Consider the following 21,058-nt stretch of genomic DNA (forward strand, 5'->3'; position numbering starts at 1 on the left):
GGCGGCCCCAGAAGTGCATAATCCCTCCATGTTCGACTGGAACGACCTCAAATATTTCCTCGCGGTCGCGCGCCACGGCAGCACCATTGCCGCCGGCAAGGCGCTCGGCGTCAGCCAGTCGACCGTGCATCGCCGGCTCGATGAACTCGAACGGCGGCTCGGCCGCACGCTGGTGACGCGTCAGCCGAGCGGTTACTGCCTGACCGAATTCGGCCAGGCGATGTTGCCATATGCCGAGCGCGTCGAAGCCACCATCGGAGACTTCACGCGGCGGGCCAGCGATATCGAGCAGGACATGAAGGGTGTGATCCGCGTGACCTGCCCGGAGCCGATCGTTGCCCGGCTGATCCAATCCGGCCTGGTCGACGTTTTTCACGCGCAGCATCCCTCGCTCCGGGTCGAGTTCGTGATGAGCGACCGCTATCTCGACCTGTCCAAGGGCGAGGTCGACGTCGCCTTCCGCTCAGGTGATACCGATGATGAGCTTGTCGGGCGCAAGATCGCCGAGTCGATCTGGGCGGTGTACGCCAGCCGCGACTATCTCGAACGGCATGGCGAGCCGCAGCGCATCGAGGACCTCGCGCGGCATCTGCTGGTCGGCCTGGACGATTCGCTAGCCAATCACCGCGCCGTCATTTGGTTGAAGGAGGTCGCGCCGGATGCCCGGATGTCAGCACGCATCAACAGCGTGCTCGGCCTCGTTTCTGCGATCAGGTCGGGAATTGGCATCGGGCCGCTTCCGATCGCGCTTGGGGATGCTGAGCCCGACCTCGTACGCGTGCTCGGCCCGATCCCGGAATTGACGCGGAGCTGGCGCATCCTGACGCATCCCGATCTCAGGCGCATACCGCGGATCGCTGCGTTCTTCGATTTCATCGTGCTGCGGCGCGACGCGCTGAAGCCAATCCTGACGGGATGATCCCTAGCGCTTCCGTTTTGCGATGGGGGTCGTCCGCTTGGCGGGACGCATGCCGGGCTTGGGCTGCATCCGCAGGCCGTCGACGAACACATCGAGCAGGCGCAGCACCGACGCTTGCCAGCCGGGCTGGTCGTGCATGTAGCACATCCCAAAAAATGCCCGCAGCAAATCCTCCGGGCTGACATCGCCGCGCATCTCGCCCGCCACGACCGCGCGATCGAGCAGCGAGCCGATCGCCTTGGTCAGCCGATCCATCGAGAACGCCGCGAGCTCCGATGAACTCTGCACCGCAAGCGCCAGGGCAGCCATCATCCCCTTCTTGGTGGCAACGAATTCGACACCTGAGCGCAGCCAGCGCCTGAGCGCATCGACCGGGTCCTTCGCATTCTTCAACTGCTCGGCAAGCTCGCTGAGCTGGTCGACCTCGCGCCGGTACACCGCTTCGAACAGATCTTCGCGCGTCGGGAAATGCCGATAAAGCGTGCCGATGCCCACCCCGGCGCGTTTGGCGACGGCCTCCAGGCTCGCTTCGGGGCCGCCGGCGCTGAACACGATCTTCGCGGCTTCGAGCACGCGCTCGCGATTGCGCACGGCATCGGCGCGGGGCTTGCGGGTCTGGTCGGTGTGGTCGTCCATGTCGCCAATGTAGATCACGAATTGGTTAGATTGAACCCCAGGCCTGCTGCATCGCGTTGTCTGCGCACGGGCTTTTGACGAATTCCAAATATTTTTCGGCAGGCCTTGTTAAGCGGAGGGTGCCTCCGTATCTTCGCTCATGTGCCGGTCCGGATTGGGTCCGGGCGGCGCGATATCGACGGCGGCCACGGCGGTGGCGCGCTGCACGATGACTCATGTCAAAAATCTGATCGGAGCCTTGTATGAACCACTCCATCAGCCTCACCGTGAACGGTGCGCGGCGCGACTTCGTCCTCGACGATCCGCGCGTCACGCTGCTCGATCTCCTGCGTGAGCGCCTCCATCTCACCGGAACCAAGAAGGGATGCGACCGCGGCCAATGCGGGGCCTGCACCATTCTCGTCGACGGCAAGCGCATCAACTCCTGCCTCGCGCTCGCCATCAGCCATGACGGCGCCGACATCCTCACCATCGAAGGCGTCGCGCGTGGCGACCAGCTTCACCCCGTGCAGGCCGCTTTCATCGCGCATGACGGCTTTCAATGCGGCTTCTGCACGCCAGGCCAGATCATGAGCGCGATCGGCATGATGCAGGAGGCCCAGGCCGGCAACGATCCCGAGCGCATCCGTGAATGCATGAGCGGCAATCTCTGCCGCTGCGGCGCCTATGCCGGCATCGTCGATGCCGTGCGGGAAGCGCAGGCCGGCATGGACGAAACCAATCAGAGGCGCTCCGCATGAAACCGTTCGATTACGTCAGGCCGGCCACGGTCACTGAAGCCGTCGCTGCGGCCGCGCAGCCGGGTGCGACCTATCTCGCTGCCGGCACCAATCTGCTCGATCTGATGAAGGGCGGCGTCAGCCGGCCGGATCGCCTGGTCGATATCACGCATATCGAGGGGCTCGATGAGATCGAGCGTCTCGCCGATGGGTCGTTGCGGATCGGTGCGCTCGTCAACAACGCCGACCTCGCGCATGACCTGGGTTTTGCAAAGTCCTACCCGGCCGTCGCCGAAGCACTGCTCTCCGGTGCATCCGCACAATTGCGCAATGCCGCGACCGTCGGCGGCAACCTGCTGCAACGGACGCGCTGTGCGTATTTCTACGACACCGCGAGCCGTTGCAACAAGCGCGAGGCCGGCAGCGGCTGCGACGCCCGTGACGGCGAGAACCGCGGCCATGCCGTGCTCGGCTGGAGCGAGAGCTGCATCGCAACGCATCCGTCCGACTTCTGCGTGCCTCTCGTCGCGCTCGACGCCGTCGTCGAGATCGAAGGCAAGAACGGCCGCCGCGAGATCGCGCTCGACGAATTGCATCGCTTGCCCGGCAATACCCCAGAGAGTGAATCCGCACTGGAGCCGGGCGATCTGATCGTCGCCTTGCGCCTGCCGCCCGCGGCGCGCCACTTTGCCGCGCATGCGCGCTACCTCAAGGTCCGCGAGCGGACGTCCTATGCTTTCGCCGTCGTCTCGGCCGCTTCTGCGTTGCGGATCGAGAACGGCAAGATCGCGGAAGCGCGGCTTGCGCTCGGCGGCGTCGCCGCAAAACCCTGGCGTGCCCGCGCTGCGGAAGACGTACTCAGGGGCGTCGCGCCAACGGCCGATGCCTTCCAGGAAGCCGCCTGGCGCGCGCTCACGGACGCAAAGCCGTCCGGCGACAACGCCTTCAAGATCGAGCTCGCGCGCCGCATCGTCGTGCGCGCGCTGACCCTCGCTGCTGCCGGTACGCCCGCGCGCATCCCCGCGCTGCCGGCCTCTCCCTTTGCTTCGACGTCTGGAGCCATTCATGCCTGAGCTCAACCTGACCAGCACACCCGCTCATCTGCGCCACGGCTCGAATATCGGCCAGCCGCTGACGCGCCGCGACGGCGTCCTCAAGGTGAAGGGGCAGGCGACCTACGCCGCCGACAATCACCCACCGGGCATGCTGTTTGCGGTGATGGCCGTCGCCGGCATCGCGCGCGGCCGCGTGACCTCGCTCGATGTCGCCGCCGCAAAACGCCATCCCGGCGTCGTCGAAATCATGACGCCGGACCACAAGCCACAGCTCGCGATCGATCCGGAGATCAAGACCAATCCGTTCGTGTTCCGAATGGAGGTGCTGCAGAGCAACGAGGTCCGCTACGCCAACCAGCCGATCGCCGTGGTGATCGCGGAAACGCTGGAGGCGGCGACGGAAGGTGCGGTGCTGCTGGCGCCGCGTTACGAGACGCTGCCGGCACTTGTCGGCCTCGATGCCGGCGAAAGCTTCGTGCCGCCGGTCGTTGGCGTCGGCAACCCGACCGAAAATCACCGCGGCGACGTCGAGGCCGGCCTTGCCGCAGCCGAGAAGCAGATCGACTCGATCTACGAGACGCCGCCGCAATATCACAACGCGATGGAGCCGCATGCGATCGTTGCGTCCTGGGACGGCGACAAATTGTCGGTCGACATGCCGACCCAGGGGCTGATGATGTCACTCGCGCGCATCGCTGAATTGTTCGGCATCGCGCACGACAAGATTCACATCCGCAGTCCCTTCCTCGGCGGCGGCTTCGGATCCAAGGGCCTGATGGCCGGGCCGCAGACGCTCGGCATCATGGCTGCCAAGCTGGTCGGCAAGCCGGTCAAGCTCGTGCTGCGCCGCGAGCAGATGTATGGCCCGGTCGGCCATCGTGCCCCGACGCGTCAGCGCTTGCGCATCGGCGCCGATGGTGAGGGGCGCCTGACGGCGCTCGATCATCACGCGAGGACCGTGTCGAGCACGTTCGACGATTTCTACGAGCCAGCCGCCGACGCCTCGCACACGCTCTATGCGGCACCTGCGATCCGCACCTCGCACGATGCGGTGCGCGTCAACACCGGCACGCCGCTCTTCATGCGCGCGCCCGGCGAGGCAACTGGTTCGATCGCGCTGGAAAGCGCGATCGACGAGATCGCCTGGGCCTGTGGCATGGATCCGCTGGCTTTCCGCCTGAAGAACTATGCCGAGGTCGAGCCGATCACGGGAAAGCCGTTCTCCTCAAAAGCACTGCGTGCCTGCTACGAGCAGGGCGCGGCGCGCTTCGGCTGGTCGAAGCGCTCGCTCCAGCCGCGGCAGATGCGCGACGATGCCGGTCTGCTCGTGGGCTGGGGCATGGGCACCGCGACGTTCCCGGCGCTGATGTTCCAGGCCGAGGCACGCGCGGTGCTCCGCCGTGACGGCTCCGGCGCGATGGAGATCGGCGCGCATGACATGGGGCAGGGCGCCTGGACGGCGCTCGCCCAGATCGCGGCCGACGAACTCGGGCTCGATATCGATCGCGTCGAGTTCAAGGCCGGTTCTTCCGACCTGCCCGACGCCGGCATTGCCGGCGGCTCGGCGCACACCGCGACCGCGGGTGCTGCGATCCACAGCGCCGGCGCGGCCGTGATCGCAAAGCTCGCCGATCTCGCGACGGGTGATGAGCGCTCGCCGCTGTTCGGCGCCGGCAATGCCGGTGTGATCGCGCGCGATGGCAGGTTGATCCGGCGCGACGATGAGAGCCGCAGCGAAAGCTACGCCGAGATCCTCGCGCGCGCCGGCGTTGCCGAGGTCGAAGCCCGCGGCACCGGCGCGCCGAACCCGGCCGCAATGGAAGAGTATGCAATGCATGCCCACGGCGCGGTATTCGCCGAGGTGAAGGTCGATCCCGAGCTCGGCCAGGTCCGTGTCAGCCGGATGGTCGGCGCTTTCGCGGCGGGGCGGATCGTCAATCCGCATCTGGTGAAGAGCCAGCTGTTCGGCGGCATGATCTGGGGCATGTCGTTCGCGCTGCACGAGGAAGCCATCACCGATCGGCGCAGCGGGCGGATCATGAATGCCAATCTCGGCGAGTACCACATCCCCGTGAATGCCGACGTGCCGCCGCTCGACGTCATCACGGTCGAGGAGCACGACCCGCATGTGAATGCACTCGGCATCAAGGGCGTCGGCGAGATCGGCATCACCGGCAGCGCCGGCGCGGTCGCCAATGCGGTCTGGCATGCGACCGGCAAGCGTGTGCGTCGCTTCCCGATCCGGATCGAGGAGTTGATCACGCAGCTCTGAGGCAAAAGACGGAGCGAGATCGTCTCGCTCCGCCGGTCCGTCAGTTCATCTTCCTGCGGAGCGCCTTGATCGCTTCGCGCTGCATCTCGATGTAGTCGGCGATCGCCTTGCGCAGCTCGCGCGAGTGGAGCTTGTCGGTGTCGCGCTGAACGTCGTCGAGCGCGGCTTCGGCATTGGCGAGCGTGATCTTCATCTGCGAGCCCTGTTACGAAGCGGCCCCGGAGTGCCTAGGAGTCCGGGGCCATAACCTCAACACCTTTGCGCGAGGCTGCTCGGCTACGGTTCGCAATATATAGCGGTTGGGGCCACTGAAATTGAGGTGGCTCAAGCTCCGCAAGATAACGGTGCTCCGTATGATTGCGGATGGGATCGATCGCGCTTCAGAACGTCGGCGGCGTACAGGCCGAGATCACCTCGCACGGCTTGCCGCCGACGCAGCGGAAGCGATGCGGCCGGCGGCTTTCGAAATAATAGGCATCGCCCGGATTGAGGATGCGGCGCTCGTCCTCGACGGTGACCTCGAGCTTGCCCGAGATCACGATGCCGCCTTCCTCGCCGTCATGGACGAGGTGGACGCGTCCGGTGTCGCTGCCGGGCTCGTAGCGCTCCTTCAAAATCTGCAGGCTGCGGCCGAACAGATTGTCGCCGATCTGGCGATACGAGATCGGCTTCTTGCCGACCTCCGTCAGCTCTTCGGAGCGGTAGAAGATCTTGCGCCGGCTCTCCGGCTCCAGCGCGAAGAACTCGGCGAGCCCCATCGGGATGCCGTCGAGGATGCGCTTGAGCGCGCCGACCGAGGGGTTCATCTGGTTGGATTCGATCAGCGAGATCGTCGAATTGGTGACCCCGGCGCGCTTGGCGAGCTCGCGCTGCGACAGCTTGTGACGTGCCCGGATGAATCGCAGCCGTCCACCGATGTCGACGCTCATACTTGGTCCTTGCCCTGGTCCGGTGTTGCAGGTGTTGCGGATTGCGCAAATATGGACCGGCAGCCCCTGTAAAATCAATGGCTTGCGGGTCGTCAGAAAAGGACTTGTTGCGCCATTGAAGCCGTGGCTCTGCTGTCCGGTCAGCAAAGGAGCGTGGCCCGTGACCCTTCATCAGATTCCGAACACTATCAAGACCGACTCGTTCTGGATGCCGTTCACGGCCAACCGGCAGTTCAAGAAGGCGCCGCGCCTGTTCTCCTCGGCCGAGGGCATGCACTACACCACGGTCGACGGCCGCAAGGTGATCGACGGCTCCGCCGGCCTCTGGTGCGTCAATGCCGGCCATGGCCGCAAGCAGATTGCGGCTGCGGTCGAGCGGCAGCTGATGACGCTGGACTTCGCGCCGTCGTTCCAGATGGGCCACCCGCTGGCATTCGACTTCGCCGAGCGTCTTGCCGAGATCGCGCCCAAGGGCCTCGACCGCATCTTCTTCACCAATTCCGGCTCCGAATCGGTCGACACCGCGCTGAAGATCGCGCTCGCCTATCACCGTGCCAACGGCCAGGCGAGCCGCACCCGCCTGATCGGCCGCGAGCGCGGCTATCACGGCGTCGGCTTCGGCGGCACGTCGGTCGGCGGCATGGTCGCCAACCGCCGCGCCTTCGCCACCCTGCTGCCGGGCGTCGACCACATCCGACACACGCATGATCTGACCCGCAACGCCTTCGCCAAGGATCAGCCCGAGCACGGCGCCGAGCTTGCCGACGACCTCGAGCGCCTGGTGGCCCTGCACGGCGCCGAGACCATCGCCGCCGTCATCGTCGAGCCGGTGCCCGGCTCGACCGCGGTGCTGCCGCCGCCGAAGGGCTACCTCCAGCGCCTGCGCGAGATCTGCGACAAGCACGGCATCCTCCTGATCTTCGACGAGGTCATCACCGGCTTCGGCCGCCTCGGCACGCCGTTCGCCGCCAACTTCTTCGGCGTCACGCCCGACCTGATGACGACGGCCAAGGGCATCACCAACGGCACCATTCCCTGCGGCGCGGTGTTCGCGAGCCGGAAGATTCACGACGGCATGATGGTCGGCCCGGAGAACGCGATGGAGCTGTTCCACGGCTACACTTATTCCGCGCATCCGACCGCCTGCGCCGCCGGCATCGCGACGCTCGACATCTACAAGGACGAAGGCCTGCTCACGCGCGGTGCGGAGATCGCCGAATACTGGCGCGATGCGCTGCACTCGCTGAAGGGGCTGCCCAACGTCATCGACATCCGCAATTGCGGCCTGATGGGTGCGGTCGAGCTATCGCCGCGTGACGGCACGGTCGGTGCACGCGGCTACGACGTCATGGTCGACTGCTTCAATCGCGGGCTGTACTTCCGCATGAGCGGCGACTCCTTCGCGCTGTCGCCGCCGCTGATCGTCGAAAAGAGCCACATCGACGACATCGTCTCGATCCTGGGCGACGCCATCAAGCGGGTGGCCTGATAATTGCTCTCGCCGTTGTGAGTAGTTTCCTTGCAGCGGCGAGCGTGATGCCGCGGGAGTTTGACCAAGCGTGAAAGTTCTGATCCTCGGCAGCGGTGTCATCGGTGTCACCTCTGCCTACTACCTCGCACGTGCCGGCCATGAGGTGACGGTCGTTGACCGCCAGCCGGAGCCGGCACTGGAGACCTCGTTCGCCAATGCCGGCGAGGTGTCGCCCGGCTATTCCTCGCCCTGGGCCGGCCCCGGCGTGCCGGTGAAGGCGGTCAAATGGCTGCTGATGAAGCACGGCCCGCTGGTGATCCGGCCGAAGCTCGATCCCGTGATGTGGGTCTGGCTGCTCAAGATGCTGCGCAACTGCACCAGCGCGCGCTACGCGGTCAACAAGAGCCGGATGATTCCGATCGCGGAATACAGCCGCGATTGTTTGCGCGATCTGCGCCGCGACATCGGCATTCAATATGACGAGCGCGCGCAGGGCACGCTGCAACTGTTCCGTTACCAGCAACAACTCGACGGCACGGCCGAGGATATCGCCGTGCTCAAGCAATATGGCGTGCCTTTCGAGGTGCTGAGCCGCGAGGGCTGTATCGCGGTCGAGCCGGCGCTCGCCGGCGTGAAAGAGAAGTTCGCCGGCGGGCTTCGCCTGCCGCAGGACGAGACCGGTGACTGCCACATGTTCACGCAGGCGCTGGCCAGGCATGCCGAAGCGCTCGGCGTCCGCTTCATGTTCAACACCGGCATCGATCGCATCGTCACCGACGGTGCGCGCGTCAGCGGTGTCGCGACCAGTGCCGGGATGTTGCAGGCCGACAGCTACGTCCTCGCGCTCGGAAGCTATTCGTCACGAATGGCCGCGCCGCTCGGTATCTCGCTGCCGGTCTATCCGGTGAAGGGCTATTCGATCACGGTGCCGATCAAGGACGCCTCCGGCGCGCCGGAATCGACCGTGATGGACGAAAGCTACAAGGTCGCGATCACCCGCCTCGGCAATCGCATCCGTGTTGGCGGCACCGCCGAAATCTCGGGCTTCTCGACCAAGCTTTACGACGCGCGCCGCGCCACGCTCGATCACTCCCTGACCGACCTGTTCCCGCGCGGCGGCGACCTTTCCAAGGCGACGTTTTGGAGCGGCCTGCGTCCGATGACGCCGGATGGCCCGCCCGTGATCGGCCCGACGCCATACGCCAATCTCCACCTCAACACCGGCCACGGCACGCTCGGCTGGACCATGTCCTGCGGTTCGGGGCGCGTGCTCGCGGACATGCTGTCGGGCAAGAAGCCGGAGGTCGATGTGAGTGCGCTGAATGTGGACCGCTACGCGCATCGGTTTGGGTGAGACTCCATCCCCTCGTCATTGCAATGACGACGTGTAAAGATCGCAATCCCAATCCATCACCGTCACCCTGAGGTGGCCGCTTCTTCAGCGGCCCTCGAAGGGCGACGGCCCGGCTCCATCGGGCCCGTGCATCCTTCGAGGCTCGCTACGCTCGCACCTCAGGATGACGGGGTGAAGCCCACAGCGTGCAGCTCAATCCCGCTTGCGACGGGTGGAGATAATCCGGGCGATGTGGCCATCATCGCCGTACATGGCGTCCCACAGGTTGACGCCGGATGCCCACGATCTGATCCAGTCTTCGAAACTTGAATCGCCCTCGAAGAAGGCGTCGGTCCAGTCGTCGCCATCAAGGACGTTGGGATCGAAAATCCGCATCCGGAAAGCCGGGTCGCGACAATCGACGCAAGAGTAGATGGCGCATCCCCAATGGCAGATCGGCAGCAACCCATCGGACCATCCCAACTCCGGAGCGCTCCGAAACACATCGTAGATCGCAACAGCGGTCTTGCCGGTATCGTCGGGAACGCCGTTCGTTAATCCGATGAGTCCGTATCCGGGGCCAAAACCTCCATTCCCGATCTCCGCATAAATTTGCTTCAGGAGGGATGGTAGCCGGAAACGAAGATGTTCTTCGTCGGCGGCGATATCGGCGGCATTGCCGGGGACCAGGCCTGCGCGCGGAGGTCGGCCCAGGTCGGTGACTTTCGTCTTCAGTTGCCTTCGGATCGCAGCGATGATGAGATCTCCCATCGGCGGATTTCCTTCGCCCCATGGAACGCCCTCACATCATGCCCGCAGATGGGGGCGGCGGCAAACTACCCCGCCGCCGTCACGCAATTCACCCACAGCACCACGGTCTTTGCATCCTGCGCCGGATTGGAAAACCGGTGCGGCCTTCGGCTTGCAAATCGAAAGCTGTCGCCCGTCTTCAGCGACCACGTCTCGCTGTCCACCGTCAGCATCATCTCGCCCTCGAGCACGAGGCCGGCTTCCTCGCCGTCGTGGGTGTAGAGCTCGTCGCCGGTGGAGCCGCCGGGCTCCAGATGCACCAGGAACAGATTGAGCTTGTTGTCGGCGCTCGCCGGGCTCAGCAATTGTTTTGAGACGCCGGTGCGCCAGAGTTTGAGCTCGGGCCGCTGAAGGGAGCGCGTCACCACCTGGTCGGAGGCGCCATCGGCGCTCGGGCTTGCGCCGAACAGGGCGGCGATGCCGACGCCGAGCACGTCGGCCAATGTTGCGAGCACGCGCAGGGACGGCGACGACAGGCCACGCTCGATCTGGCTCAGGAAGCCGATCGACAAATCGGTGCGCGCCGCGACCGTCTCCAGCGAGAATTGCCTGACGCGCCGGAGATCCCGGATGCGGCGGCCGACCGCGACATCCATGGCGGGCTCGGCTGATTTGGTGACGGCCCCGGGCTTGACCTTGGTATTGGCCTTGGCCCTCTTCACCGGCTTTGCGATGGCCGGTTTGCGCATTCTTTTGCCACCGCTCACGTCAAACCGCTTCCTTCATGTGCATGAAAACCGCTTGCGTCGTTCGCGAAAGTGTGACCAAATTTTCATATTGGTGAAAATAGGCCGAAACGGCTTGGCCCGCAACGTCTGATCACGACATGCGCGGGCGCCGCCACCGGCCGGACCCAAAGGGGGATGCAATGAAGCGTTTTGGTCTGGCCGCGGTCGCGGCGCTCGCACTGTATGCCGTGACGCCGGTTTCGGCGCAGCAGGTGCTGAAGGTCGGCTCGACGCCGACAGGCATTCCCTTCACCTTCCTCGACACCAAGACCAACAGCATCCAGGGCATCATGGTCGATCTCATCACCGAGGTTGGCAAGGATGCCGGCTTCAACGTGCAGATCGAGCCGATGCAGTTCTCGGCGCTGATCCCGTCCCTGACCTCGAGCAAGATCGACATCATCGCGGCCGCGATGTTCATCACGGCGCCGAGGAAAGAGGTCGTCGACTTCTCCGACCCGATCTACTCTTATGGCGAGGGCCTGGTGGTGCCGAAGAGCGACACCAAGGCCTATGCCACGCAGGACGATCTGAAGGGCGAAACGGTCGGCGCCCAGGTCGGGACCGCCTTCGTCGACGCGCTGAAGAAGACCGGCCTGTTCGCCGATGTGAAGGCCTACGACACCATTCCCGACATCCTGCGCGACGTGAACACCGGCCGTCTCAAGGCCGGTTACGCCGACTATCCGATCCTCGCCTACAATCTGAAGCAAGGCGGTTTTCCCGAGGTGCGCCTCGTCGACGGCTACAAGCCCGTCACTGTCGGCTCGGTCGGCATCGGCGTGCGCAAGGGCGAGGCCGCGTTGCTCGGCAAGATCAACGCCTCGCTCGCGAAGCTGAAGGCCAACGGCACCATCGACAAGATCCTCGATAAATGGGGCCTCAAGGCGCAGGGCTGATAGCGGCTGATCGAAGAAGGTTTCCGATGAAGGCTTGCCGATGAAAGGCTTCTGGCACGACGCCGCCGAGTTCTTCCCGATCCTGATGAGCGGCGTCGCGTTGACGATCGTCGTCACCATCGGCTCGCTGCTGCTCTCGACGGTGCTTGGCCTCGTCTGGGCAATGATGCGGGTCTCCGGCATCAAGGCGCTGTCGATGCTCAGCGCCAGCCTGATCAATGTGATCCGCGGCATCCCGATCATCGTGCTGCTGTTCTATCTCTACTTCGTGATGCCGGATCTCGGCGTCACGCTGTCCGCCTTGCAGGCCGCGATCCTCGGGCTCGGCATCGCCTATTCGGCCTACCAGGCGGAAAATTTCCGCGCCGGCATCGAGGCGATCGACAAGGGCCAGATCGAGGCGGCGCAGTCGATCGGGATGGGCTGGTGGCTGACCATGCGCCGCGTGGTGCTGCCGCAGGCGGTCCGCATCGTGCTGCCGCCTTACGGCAACGTCATGATCATGATGCTGAAGGATTCCTCGCAGGCCTCGACCATCACGGTCGCCGAGCTGGCGCTGCAAGGCAAGCTGATCGCGTCTTCGACCTTCAAGAACACCAACGTGTTCACGCTGGTCGCGCTGATGTACCTCACCATGAGCATCCCCCTGATCCTGCTGGTCCGTCATTTCGAGAAGCGGGCCGGCAAGCGATGATCGAGCTCAGCGACGTCCACAAGAGCTTTGGCAAGGTCGAGGTGCTCAAGGGCATCACAGCCTCCGTCCAAAAGGGCGAGGTGGTCTGCATCATCGGGCCATCCGGCTCCGGCAAGTCCACTATCCTGCGCTGCATCAACGGTCTCGAAAGCTACGACCGCGGCGAGATCAGCGTCGAAGGGCTGAAGGTCGATCGCGATGCGCCGTCGATCGTGAGCATCCGTACCCAGGTGTCGATGGTGTTCCAGCGCTTCAACCTGTTCCCGCACCGAACCGCGCTGGAAAATGTCATCGAAGGACCGCTTTACGTAAAGAAAGAGTCCCGCGCCCAGGCGTTCGAACGCGGCCGTGCACTGCTGGCGCGGGTCGGGCTCGCCGAGAAGGCCGACGTGCATCCGCCGCAGCTGTCCGGCGGCCAGCAGCAACGCGTTGCGATCGCGCGGGCGCTGGCGATGCAACCCAAGGCGATCCTGTTCGACGAGCCGACCTCGGCGCTCGATCCCGAACTCGTCGGCGACGTGCTCGGCGTCATGCGCAAGCTTGCTGATGAGGGCATGACCATGGTCGTCGTCACCCACGAGATGGGCTTTGCCCGCGATGTCGCCGACCGCGTGCTGTTCATCGACGGCGGCGTCATCGTCGAGCAGGGGCCGGCCAAGGCGCTGCTCAATCAACCCCAGCATCCGCGCACGCAGGATTTTTTGCGGCGCGTGCTGCATCCGCTCTGACCGGATCTCACCATGTCGCGCATGCCTCTGCCGCCCTCGCTCTATGCCGACACCGCCGTCGCGCCGGTGGCAACGCCGCCGCTCGACACCGATAAGAGCGTTTCCATCGCGATCGTCGGCGGCGGCTATACGGGGCTTTCCACGGCGCTGCATCTGGCGGAGCAGGGCGTCGAGGCCTTGGTGCTGGAGGCGCAGGAGCCCGGCTGGGGCGCGTCGGGTAACAATGGTGGACACACCAATCCCGGCCTGAAGCACGACCCTGACAAGATCGAGGCCGATTTCGGTGCTGAGCTCGGCCGCCGCATGATAGAGTTCTCCTATGGCACCACCAACTTCACGCACGACCTGATCCGCCGCTATCAGATCCCCTGCGAGGCGCGGCAGAACGGCACGTTGCGCGCGGCTTATCACGAGGCCAGCGCCGCCGCGATCGAGACAACCGCGCAGCAATGCATCCGCCGCAGCATGCCGGTAAAATATCTGAATCGCGAGCAGTTGCGCGAGATGACCGGCACCGACCGCTACATCGGCGCCATGCTGGATACCCGCGGCGGCGATCTGCATCCGCTCAGCTATGCCCGCGGTCTCGCGCGCGCCGCGATCTCCGCTGGCGCGAAAGTGCACGGTGAGACGCCGGCGCTGTCGCTCCGGCGCGACGGCAGAAGCTGGCGCATCGAGACACCGCGCGCGGTGGTGCACGCCGACAAGGTACTGCTCGCCACCAACGGTTTTACCGATGATCTCTGGCCGGCGCTCCGCCGCACCATCGTGCCGGTGTTTTCGTCGATCGCCGCGACCGCGCCGCTCTCCGACGCGGTCGCAAGTTCGATCATGCCGACGCGGCCCGTGCTCTACGAGAGCGGCCACATCACCGTCTATTACCGCATCGACCAGCAGAACCGTCTCTTGATGGGCGGCCGCGGCCCGATGCGCTGGATCAAGTCGCCCAACGACGTCGCCTATCTCATGCGCTACGCCGAACGGCTATGGCCGCAGCTCAAAGGCGTTTCCTGGACCCACGGCTGGAACAGCCGGCTTGCGATCACCGGAGATCATTATCCCCACGTGCATGAGCCTGCCGAAAACATCCTGATCTCGCTCGGCTGCAACGGCCGCGGCGTCGCGCTCTCGACCGCGATGGGTGCCCAGCTCGCCCGCCGGCTGATCGGTGGTGCCAGGGCCGAGATCGACATGCCCGTCACCGGCATCAAGCCGATCCCGATGCACGCGTTCTGGCCGGTCGGCGTGACGACAGCGGTGATCGCCGGCCGGGTGAGAGATCGGTTGGGCGTTTGAAGAAGAAGGCGCCGCCCGGTCAGGGACGGCGCCTCGCATGAATCGCGGAAAGGGCGTCAGCAGCGGCCCTGTTTCCACAGGCCGGGCGGGCAGCCCTTGCCGCGCCAGCCGACCTTGCGCCCGTGGTGCCATCCGGGCGGAGTGGCATGGCGATGTGCATGGTATCCGCCGTGATGGCCATAGCCGTGACCATGGCCGTGACCATGTCCGTGGCCGCCCCTGGCCAATGCGGCGTGTGGCATGGTGAAGCCGGCCGCGATGATCAATGTTGCGGCGAGCGCAAGTTTCTTCATTCGAAATCTCTCCTGTTAGGCACGCATCTGTCCGTTCGACGAACGAACATCGATTGCGGTGTCGCGTGCAAATGCGGAGGAGTCGTGACGCTCAGGATTCGGCGACAGCGTCGGCCCAGGGCTGGAAGATCTCGACCGCGCCGGAATTCGTCTCGCCCTCGCGCATGACCACGCTGGGGCAGGCGAACTTCTGCGGCAACGTCTGCACCTGGCTCTCTTCATAGTCGAAGCGCGCCGCCAGGGCTTTGCGCACGTCTGCCGGCAGTCTGGCATCGCCGATCACCACCGCGCCTTCGCTGGCGTCGATGCGCGGCTGGTGGATCGCAGCCTCGAGGTCCATGCCGAAGTCCATCGCAAAGGACACGAGCTGCATCACCGACGGCAGGATGCGGCGGCCGCCGGAGGCGCCGACCGCGAGGCGCTTGCCGTCCGCGGTCTCCGTGATGACGGGCGTGTAGTTGCACAGGCAGCGCTTGCCGGGCGCAAGCGAGTTGGTGGTACCTGGTGTCGGGTCGAACCACATGATGCCGTTGTTCATCGCGATGCCGGTGTGCGGCGTCACATATTTCGAGCCGAACGACGAGAGCAGCGTCTGCGTCACCGCGGCCATGTTGCCGTGGCGGTCGACCACGGAGAAATGCGTGGTGCAGGCGGGCGCCAGATATTCGGCGCCGAGCGAGCGCTTGCCGTCGGCATCGCCCATGTCCTTGAGCCGCTCGCGGAAGGCTGCTTGCAGAGCGAGGGCATATTCGGTGTAGGCGGCCGCATCCGGCGCGCCTCCCGGCTTCAGGCTCTGCTGCAACAGGCGTAGCGCATGCGCCATAGTCGGCCCGGCGGTGAGCTCCGGCGTCGCAAACACCTTGCCGCCGCGATAGGGGATCGCGAGCGGCTCGCGCAAATGGCTGCGGAACGCCGCCAGATCCTCCACCGACAGCGAGCCTCCATCGGCCTTGATGTCGGACGCGATGCTCCTGGCGAGATCGCCCTGATAGAAATCACGCGGACCGGCTTCGGCGAGATGCGACAGCGTCGCCTTCAGCGTGTCCTGCGGCAGCCGCGTCTCGGCCTTGATACCCCAAGGTGCGCTCGGCGGCAGGCCGTCCTTCAGGAATGCTGCTGCGCTTGCGGGATAGCGCCTGAGATCGGCGGCCGAGCCCGAGATCGTCACCGTGGTCCACCAATCGACCAGCAGGCCCTCGCCGGCGAGCGTGGCGGCCGGCGCGACCAGATCTTTCCACGGCATTTTGGCGTAGCGGCGATGCGCCTCCTCCATGCCGGCAACGACGCCGGGCACGGCGACCGAGCCGGGGCCGTGGATGTTGCGATCGTCCTTCACCCGCGGCCAGGGAAACAGATCGGAGGCCGCGCCTTCGCCGCTGAGTGGATAGTCGGACGCGCGCAGGCTCTGCGGCGCGCACATGCCGTAGTCGATCACCTCAGTGCGATTGTCCTTGGCGCGGTAGAGCACCATCGCGCCGCCGCCGCCGATGCCGCTGTTCCAGGGCTCCAGCACGTTCAGCGCAAAAGTGGTCGCGACGATCGCGTCCACGCAGTCGCCGCCGGCTGCCAGCACCTGTGCCCCGACTTCAGCCGCCCGCCGCGATTGCGAAGCGACGATGCCGCCCTTGGATGTGACGGCGGGTTTGCGGACGGTTTGGTTGAGGCTGAACTGATGAGGCATGATGTCGCTGAACTCTGTCGTCACTTCGTTGCGCGGATGTTGGGGCGCCGCAATTGGCGGCGCGCGCGAAGAATGGCACATTGCCGCCAACGAGAACATCCAAAGGGAGACGCGACATGGCAGGTGTGAAACAGGCGCGGGATGGCGCTGTCGGGATCTTGACGCTCGACGAGCCGGCGAGCTTGAACGCGATGACGCCGGATCTGCTCGGCGCGCTCGCTGCCGCAGTTGCCGAGATGACGCAGGACGATAGAGTGCGCGCCCTGGTCCTCACCGGCGCAGGGCGCGGTTTTTGCTCAGGGCAGAATTTGAAGGCGTCCGAAGCGCTGGGCGAGGACATCGCCGCCGGCGTCATGCGATTCTACTGGCCGGCTTTCAAGGCGCTGCGCGAATGCCGCGTGCCTGTCGTCGTTGCCGTCAACGGCGTCGCAGCCGGCGGCGGCTTCAGCCTCGCGATGGCCGGCGACATCATTGTCGCGGCGCGGTCGGCGAGCTTCATCCAGGTGTTCAGCCGCATTGCGCTGGTGCCCGATCTCGGCTCGACCTGGCTGCTGCCGCGGCTGGTCGGCCGCCAGCGCGCGCTCGAGCTGATGCTGCTGAACGAGCCGCTGACGGCCGAACGCGCCCGTGAGATCGGCCTGGTGCGAGAGGTCGTCGACGATGCCGAGCTGATGGATGAGGCGTTGATTCTGGCGCGCCGTCTCGCCGACGGCCCGACGCGCGCTTTGGTCGCAACCCGCGGGTTGCTCGAGGAGAGCGAGCACACCACCTACGAGGCGCAGTTCCGTCGTGAGATCGAGCTTCAGGCCACGATCCGCAAGAGCGCCGACGCCGTCGAAGGCCGCACCGCCTTCGTCGAGAAGCGCAAGGCGAAATTTACGGGGAAGTGAAGGGGGGCTCCCAAACGCATCATGCCCGGGACAGGCCCGGGCATGATGTGTGGCGAAATCGTTCGTAGGAAGCCCTCAGAGCCTGCGATCCAGCCGGCTGGCCTGATACTTGGCGCGCCATTTCGGGCCGGGCCCGCGCATGTAGTGGAGCTCGGGGCGGTAGGGGTCGCCTGCGACCCGGATCAGCGTCTGCCATTTGGTGGCGACGAAGCTCAGGGGCTGGCGGAGCAGGGTCAGTGAAGCGAGCAGCATGGCATCACCTCAATGCGGCCTGCCGAGCATGGCGGTGAAGGGGAGATCGAAAAGATCCTCGCCGTCGGAGCCACTGACATGGATCACCCAGTCGCGCCAGTCTTCGGCACCGGGCGTCTGGATCATCGAGTTCATGATCTGGGCAGCACGGTCACGCGCCTCGGTCAGGCTGGCCACCGCGGTGCCGCTGCGATCGATCAGCGTGCCGTCGGTGTTGGAGCAGTGAAAGTACACCTGGACCATATGCGTCTCCTATTGGGAGCGATTGGGATGGCAAACTGATACCACCCGAGGCCTTCGCGAAACATTCGGGGCGAGCCCGGTAAGGGAATCTACGGAGATTGGTCGGTGCGAAGGTCGTTACAGGTTTAATCACAGGCGGGTGATGATCAACTGGACGGCGTTTCCATGGCATGGAACAACTTTGGACGGAAAGTCCGGGAGACCGCCGTGCATCACCTCACATTCCGGCGCGAGCGCCGACGCCTGCGTGCGTTCGCGGCTGTTGTCGCCGGGGCGCTGCTCGGCCTTGCTGCGGCAGCCTCCTCCGAACCGGTGAGACAAAGCGGCTATGCGATCGGCACGGAGACCTGCGGCAGCGGCGATCTCGCCTTTCCGAAAATCCAGATCGACATGAAGGCGGGGTTCTGCGCCGGTCTCGTCGCCAGCGAGGAGGATCGTCTCAAATTCCCGCGCTCGATTATCCAGGTGCCGGGCCGCGACCTGTTCGTGGTCGCCGACATGGGCGGCTGGGGCCATACCGACGGACGGCTGCTGCTGCTCGATCCGCATGCGCCCCAGGGGCAGCGGTTCAAGGAACTGCTCACCGGCGTCGAGTATCCGTTCGGCCTCGCGATCGGCCCGGACAAGAAGCTCTATGCCTCGACCGCCGAGACGATCTTCCGGTTCGATCCGCTCGCCGACGATCCGCGGAGCACGGTCGAGACCATCATCCGTCACATGCCCGGACGCCGGATCAGGCTGCCTGACGGCACCAGGCTCGACGAGAGCGCGCATCCGCTCAAGCAGTTCGTGTTCGACAGGAACGGACGGCTGTTCGTCAATGTCGGCTCGCACAGCGACGACTGCATCACGCCGGCGCCGATCACAAAACCTTGCGTGGCCGCCGAGGGCACGTCCGCGATGGCGTCGATCTGGCTGTTCACGCCGCCCTCGGGCGGTGTCTTCCCGGCATTGGGACCGAAAGACCCGGATCCGCCGCACACCGTCTATGCGCGCGGCCTGCGCAATTCGATGGCGCTGGCGCTGCATCCGAATTTTCCCGATGCCGGCTACGCGTTCCTGCAAGGCGAGAACGGCCGCGACCTGCCCGACATCTTCAAGCCGAACGAGGAGATCAATGCGATCGAGCAGGGCAGGCACTACGGCTGGCCTTATTGCTACGACCTGTCGACGCCGAGCCCCGAATTCAGGAGTGTGCTGCAGTCCGGGGTCTACAAATCGCTCTGCACGGCCAACGCGCTCTACAAGGCGCCGTTCTCGTTGATGCCGCCGCATGGGGCGCCGCTCGCGATGCTCTATTATCACGGCGCGAAATTCTTGGAGCTGGAAGGCAAGCTCCTGGTCGGCCTGCACGGCTATCGCCCGACCGGCAGCCGCGTCATCGTCTACGACGTCGACGATCACGGCTTCCCGAAGCCCGTCCCGGCGCCGGTGAACTATCACGTCAGTTGCGCGGCCGATCCGACCCACAGCTTTGAGACCGAGGCCGGCGACGTCGCCGCCGCGCCATTCGACGAGCTGATCGCAGGCTGGCATCGCGTCAACGGTGCACGGCCGCAGGGTGCCCCGGTCGGCATGACGGTCGCCGAGGACGGCGCGATCTGGCTGGTCGAGGACAAGAACCAGACCGTGATCCGGATCGATCGCGCCGCTGGCGATGCGCCGGCGCCGCTCCCCTGCGACATGCGCAGCCAGGCGATGATCGACCAGCTCGCGGCATTCGTTGCGAGAGACGCGCAGAACAGCATCCGCCTCACCGCGCTGCGCAAGGGCCTCGTCGAGAAGCACTGTCTCGGCTGTCACTCGGACTTTGGCCTGAAGCCAGGGCAATCGGACGCGGAGAAGGACAAGACGGTGCTCCGATTCATGCTGTCGCAGGACGGCTGGATCTATCCTGGCGACCCTGATGCCGGCAGGCTGCGCACGCGGCTGCGCGGCATCGGTGCGGAGAAGCTGATGCCGCCGGGCGGCGAGAGCCTGCCGAAGTCCGAGCCCGGCTACACGCGCCTGCTCGATACCGCCGATCTGCTCGTCGCGAAAATGGTTCCGGGCACGCGGATGCGGATCAAATCCGGCCCGCCGCAGCGCAAGTTTTTCAGCAAGGCGAACAAGGAATGCGGCGAAATACCGGCCAGTAAGGTCGTCGTCGTGACACAAAGGAGCGCTGTAGACAAACCCGGTTTTAGCCGGTTCTTCCGGCCGGCCGATCCCTATTTGAATGGCGAGTGCAGCGACGACGATGGCTATTACATCCGGCAGGAATTTCTGGTGCCTGTGCAGTAGCGTTCTTCTCGTCATCTCGACGTCCGCCCAGGCGGAAACGAAGCTGTTCGAAAGCGTGCAGGTGACACCGCCGGGCGAATACACCTTCGGCATCGAAGGGCCGGCTGCCGATCTCGATGGCAACCTCTTTGTGGTCAATCTCGGCAAGCCCGGCACGATCGGCAGATTGCCCGCGGGCGGTGCGGCGTCCGAGCCATTCACCGCACTCCCCGAAGGCAGCGTCGGCAACGCGATCCGCTTCGCGCGCGACGGCACCATGTTCATTGCCGACTACAAGAAGCACAATATCTTCGCGATCCCGAAGGGCGCGACCGAGCCTGCCGTCTGGTTTCACTCCGACGAGATGAACCAGCCAAACGACATCACCATCGCCCGCGACGGTACGATCTATGCGAGCGATCCGAACTGGAAGGGCCGGGAAGGCCACATCTGGCGGATTACGAAATCTGCCGACGGTACGGTGCAGGGCCAGGTGATGTCGGCGCCACGCGCGATGGGGACCACCAACGGCATCGATCTCAGCCCCGACGGCAAGACGCTCTATGTCGGGGAATCCAGCAGCGGCCAGATCTGGTCCTATGCGATCAACGGCAACGAGCTCGCGGCTGCAAAACTCGTCAAGGCGTTTCAGCCCGACACGGTCGACGGCTTGCGCACCGATGTGGCCGGCCGCCTCTATGTCGCGCGCATTCTCAAGGGTACGGTCGCGCTGATGAAGCCCAACGGCGCGGTCGAGCGGGAGATCGCGCTGAAGGGCAAGGAGCCGACCAACCTCGCCTTCGGCGGCAGCGACGGCAAGACCGTCTTCGTCACCCAGCGCCAGGGCGGCTTCATCGAGTCATTCCGCACCGATCAGCAGGGCCGTGAGCACTGCCTTCAGCGCGGCCGCTGCTGAACTTCACGGGCGTTCTGCTCCGAGCGCAGGGC

The 21,058-nt window shown here is 65.3% G+C and carries 22 protein-coding genes; 13 read left to right on the plus strand and 9 right to left on the minus strand.

What is annotated here, in order from left to right:
- Positions 1-13 precede the first annotated feature (13 nt).
- Positions 14-919 (plus strand): LysR family transcriptional regulator, encoded by a 906-nt coding sequence (locus I3J27_RS06935; RefSeq protein ID WP_270166883.1) that lies wholly within the window; start codon positions 14-16, stop codon positions 917-919.
- 3 nt (positions 920-922) lie between these two features.
- On the opposite strand, the gene I3J27_RS06940 is transcribed toward I3J27_RS06935, so the two are convergent.
- Positions 923-1,555, minus strand: a complete 633-nt coding sequence (locus tag I3J27_RS06940; protein ID WP_270172604.1) for a TetR/AcrR family transcriptional regulator — start codon at positions 1,553-1,555, stop codon at positions 923-925.
- Positions 1,556-1,797: 242 nt separating this feature from the next.
- Between I3J27_RS06940 and I3J27_RS06945 the strand changes: the two genes are divergently transcribed.
- Genes I3J27_RS06945 through I3J27_RS06955 form a run of 3 tightly spaced genes read left to right on the plus strand, consistent with a single transcriptional unit; the run spans position 1,798 to position 5,601 of the window.
- Positions 1,798-2,295, plus strand: a complete 498-nt coding sequence (locus I3J27_RS06945) for a (2Fe-2S)-binding protein (RefSeq protein ID WP_270166885.1) — start codon at positions 1,798-1,800, stop codon at positions 2,293-2,295.
- Complete coding sequence (locus I3J27_RS06950) at positions 2,292-3,347, plus strand: FAD binding domain-containing protein (protein ID WP_270166887.1); 1,056 nt, start codon at positions 2,292-2,294, stop codon at positions 3,345-3,347. Before I3J27_RS06945 ends, I3J27_RS06950 begins: the two co-directional genes overlap by 4 nt.
- Positions 3,340-5,601: a xanthine dehydrogenase family protein molybdopterin-binding subunit gene (locus tag I3J27_RS06955; RefSeq protein ID WP_270166889.1), complete on the plus strand. Its 2,262-nt coding sequence runs from the start codon at positions 3,340-3,342 to the stop codon at positions 5,599-5,601. The genes I3J27_RS06950 and I3J27_RS06955 overlap by 8 nt, the downstream gene beginning before the upstream one ends.
- A gap of 40 nt (positions 5,602-5,641) precedes the next feature.
- On the opposite strand, the gene I3J27_RS06960 is transcribed toward I3J27_RS06955, so the two are convergent.
- Both I3J27_RS06960 and I3J27_RS06965 read right to left on the minus strand, forming a co-directional pair.
- Positions 5,642-5,794, minus strand: coding sequence for a hypothetical protein (locus I3J27_RS06960; RefSeq protein ID WP_270166891.1), 153 nt, complete (start codon positions 5,792-5,794; stop codon positions 5,642-5,644).
- A gap of 187 nt (positions 5,795-5,981) precedes the next feature.
- Complete coding sequence (locus tag I3J27_RS06965) at positions 5,982-6,530, minus strand: cupin domain-containing protein (protein ID WP_270166893.1); 549 nt, start codon at positions 6,528-6,530, stop codon at positions 5,982-5,984.
- Between the two features lie 160 nt (positions 6,531-6,690).
- On the opposite strand from I3J27_RS06965, the gene aptA reads away from it, so the two are divergent.
- Positions 6,691-8,019: an omega-aminotransferase AptA gene (gene aptA / locus I3J27_RS06970; RefSeq protein WP_270166895.1), complete on the plus strand. Its 1,329-nt coding sequence runs from the start codon at positions 6,691-6,693 to the stop codon at positions 8,017-8,019.
- Positions 8,020-8,089: 70 nt separating this feature from the next.
- The gene (locus tag I3J27_RS06975) at positions 8,090-9,355 is read left to right on the plus strand and encodes a D-amino acid dehydrogenase (RefSeq protein WP_270166897.1); all 1,266 of its coding nucleotides are present in this window, start codon (positions 8,090-8,092) and stop codon (positions 9,353-9,355) included.
- Between the two features lie 192 nt (positions 9,356-9,547).
- On the opposite strand, the gene I3J27_RS06980 is transcribed toward I3J27_RS06975, so the two are convergent.
- Both I3J27_RS06980 and I3J27_RS06985 read right to left on the minus strand, forming a co-directional pair.
- Positions 9,548-10,105, minus strand: coding sequence for an SMI1/KNR4 family protein (locus tag I3J27_RS06980; RefSeq protein ID WP_270166900.1), 558 nt, complete (start codon positions 10,103-10,105; stop codon positions 9,548-9,550).
- Between the two features lie 65 nt (positions 10,106-10,170).
- Positions 10,171-10,833 carry a helix-turn-helix domain-containing protein gene (locus I3J27_RS06985; RefSeq protein WP_270166903.1) on the minus strand — a complete coding sequence of 221 codons (663 nt, stop codon included), beginning with the start codon at positions 10,831-10,833 and terminating at the stop codon, positions 10,171-10,173.
- A gap of 179 nt (positions 10,834-11,012) precedes the next feature.
- Between I3J27_RS06985 and I3J27_RS06990 the strand changes: the two genes are divergently transcribed.
- Genes I3J27_RS06990 through I3J27_RS07005 form a run of 4 tightly spaced genes read left to right on the plus strand, consistent with a single transcriptional unit; the run spans position 11,013 to position 14,489 of the window.
- Complete coding sequence (locus tag I3J27_RS06990; RefSeq protein WP_270166906.1) at positions 11,013-11,771, plus strand: ABC transporter substrate-binding protein; 759 nt, start codon at positions 11,013-11,015, stop codon at positions 11,769-11,771.
- Between the two features lie 40 nt (positions 11,772-11,811).
- Entirely contained in the window at positions 11,812-12,465 is a 654-nt protein-coding gene (locus tag I3J27_RS06995; RefSeq protein WP_270166908.1) for an amino acid ABC transporter permease, read from the plus strand.
- Positions 12,462-13,193, plus strand: a complete 732-nt coding sequence (locus tag I3J27_RS07000; RefSeq protein WP_270166911.1) for an amino acid ABC transporter ATP-binding protein — start codon at positions 12,462-12,464, stop codon at positions 13,191-13,193. The genes I3J27_RS06995 and I3J27_RS07000 overlap by 4 nt, the downstream gene beginning before the upstream one ends.
- A gap of 12 nt (positions 13,194-13,205) precedes the next feature.
- Positions 13,206-14,489, plus strand: a complete 1,284-nt coding sequence (locus I3J27_RS07005) for an NAD(P)/FAD-dependent oxidoreductase (RefSeq protein WP_270166915.1) — start codon at positions 13,206-13,208, stop codon at positions 14,487-14,489.
- A gap of 56 nt (positions 14,490-14,545) precedes the next feature.
- Here I3J27_RS07005 and I3J27_RS07010 read toward each other — a convergent pair whose 3' ends face one another.
- Together I3J27_RS07010 and I3J27_RS07015 are read right to left on the minus strand one after the other, a co-directional pair.
- Positions 14,546-14,782 (minus strand): hypothetical protein, encoded by a 237-nt coding sequence (locus I3J27_RS07010; RefSeq protein ID WP_270166923.1) that lies wholly within the window; start codon positions 14,780-14,782, stop codon positions 14,546-14,548.
- Positions 14,783-14,873: 91 nt separating this feature from the next.
- Positions 14,874-16,463 carry a gamma-glutamyltransferase family protein gene (locus I3J27_RS07015; RefSeq protein ID WP_270166929.1) on the minus strand — a complete coding sequence of 530 codons (1,590 nt, stop codon included), beginning with the start codon at positions 16,461-16,463 and terminating at the stop codon, positions 14,874-14,876.
- A gap of 116 nt (positions 16,464-16,579) precedes the next feature.
- Here I3J27_RS07015 and I3J27_RS07020 point away from each other — a divergent pair, with 116 nt between their 5' ends.
- Complete coding sequence (locus I3J27_RS07020) at positions 16,580-17,353, plus strand: enoyl-CoA hydratase-related protein (protein WP_270166931.1); 774 nt, start codon at positions 16,580-16,582, stop codon at positions 17,351-17,353.
- Between the two features lie 75 nt (positions 17,354-17,428).
- Here I3J27_RS07020 and I3J27_RS07025 read toward each other — a convergent pair whose 3' ends face one another.
- Together I3J27_RS07025 and I3J27_RS07030 are read right to left on the minus strand one after the other, a co-directional pair.
- Positions 17,429-17,605, minus strand: coding sequence for a hypothetical protein (locus I3J27_RS07025; RefSeq protein ID WP_270166934.1), 177 nt, complete (start codon positions 17,603-17,605; stop codon positions 17,429-17,431).
- A 9-nt stretch (positions 17,606-17,614) separates the two neighbouring features.
- Positions 17,615-17,848 carry a DUF6894 family protein gene (locus I3J27_RS07030; protein WP_270166936.1) on the minus strand — a complete coding sequence of 78 codons (234 nt, stop codon included), beginning with the start codon at positions 17,846-17,848 and terminating at the stop codon, positions 17,615-17,617.
- 207 nt (positions 17,849-18,055) lie between these two features.
- Between I3J27_RS07030 and I3J27_RS07035 the strand changes: the two genes are divergently transcribed.
- Together I3J27_RS07035 and I3J27_RS07040 are read left to right on the plus strand one after the other, a co-directional pair.
- The gene (locus I3J27_RS07035) at positions 18,056-20,131 is read left to right on the plus strand and encodes a PQQ-dependent sugar dehydrogenase (protein ID WP_270166939.1); all 2,076 of its coding nucleotides are present in this window, start codon (positions 18,056-18,058) and stop codon (positions 20,129-20,131) included.
- On the plus strand, positions 20,088-21,026 hold the full coding sequence (locus I3J27_RS07040; RefSeq protein ID WP_270166942.1) for an SMP-30/gluconolactonase/LRE family protein: 939 nt from the start codon (positions 20,088-20,090) through the stop codon (positions 21,024-21,026). The genes I3J27_RS07035 and I3J27_RS07040 overlap by 44 nt, the downstream gene beginning before the upstream one ends.
- Positions 21,027-21,058: the final 32 nt, after the last annotated feature.

This window comes from Bradyrhizobium xenonodulans (assembly GCF_027594865.1).
GTDB lineage: Bacteria > Pseudomonadota > Alphaproteobacteria > Rhizobiales > Xanthobacteraceae > Bradyrhizobium > Bradyrhizobium xenonodulans.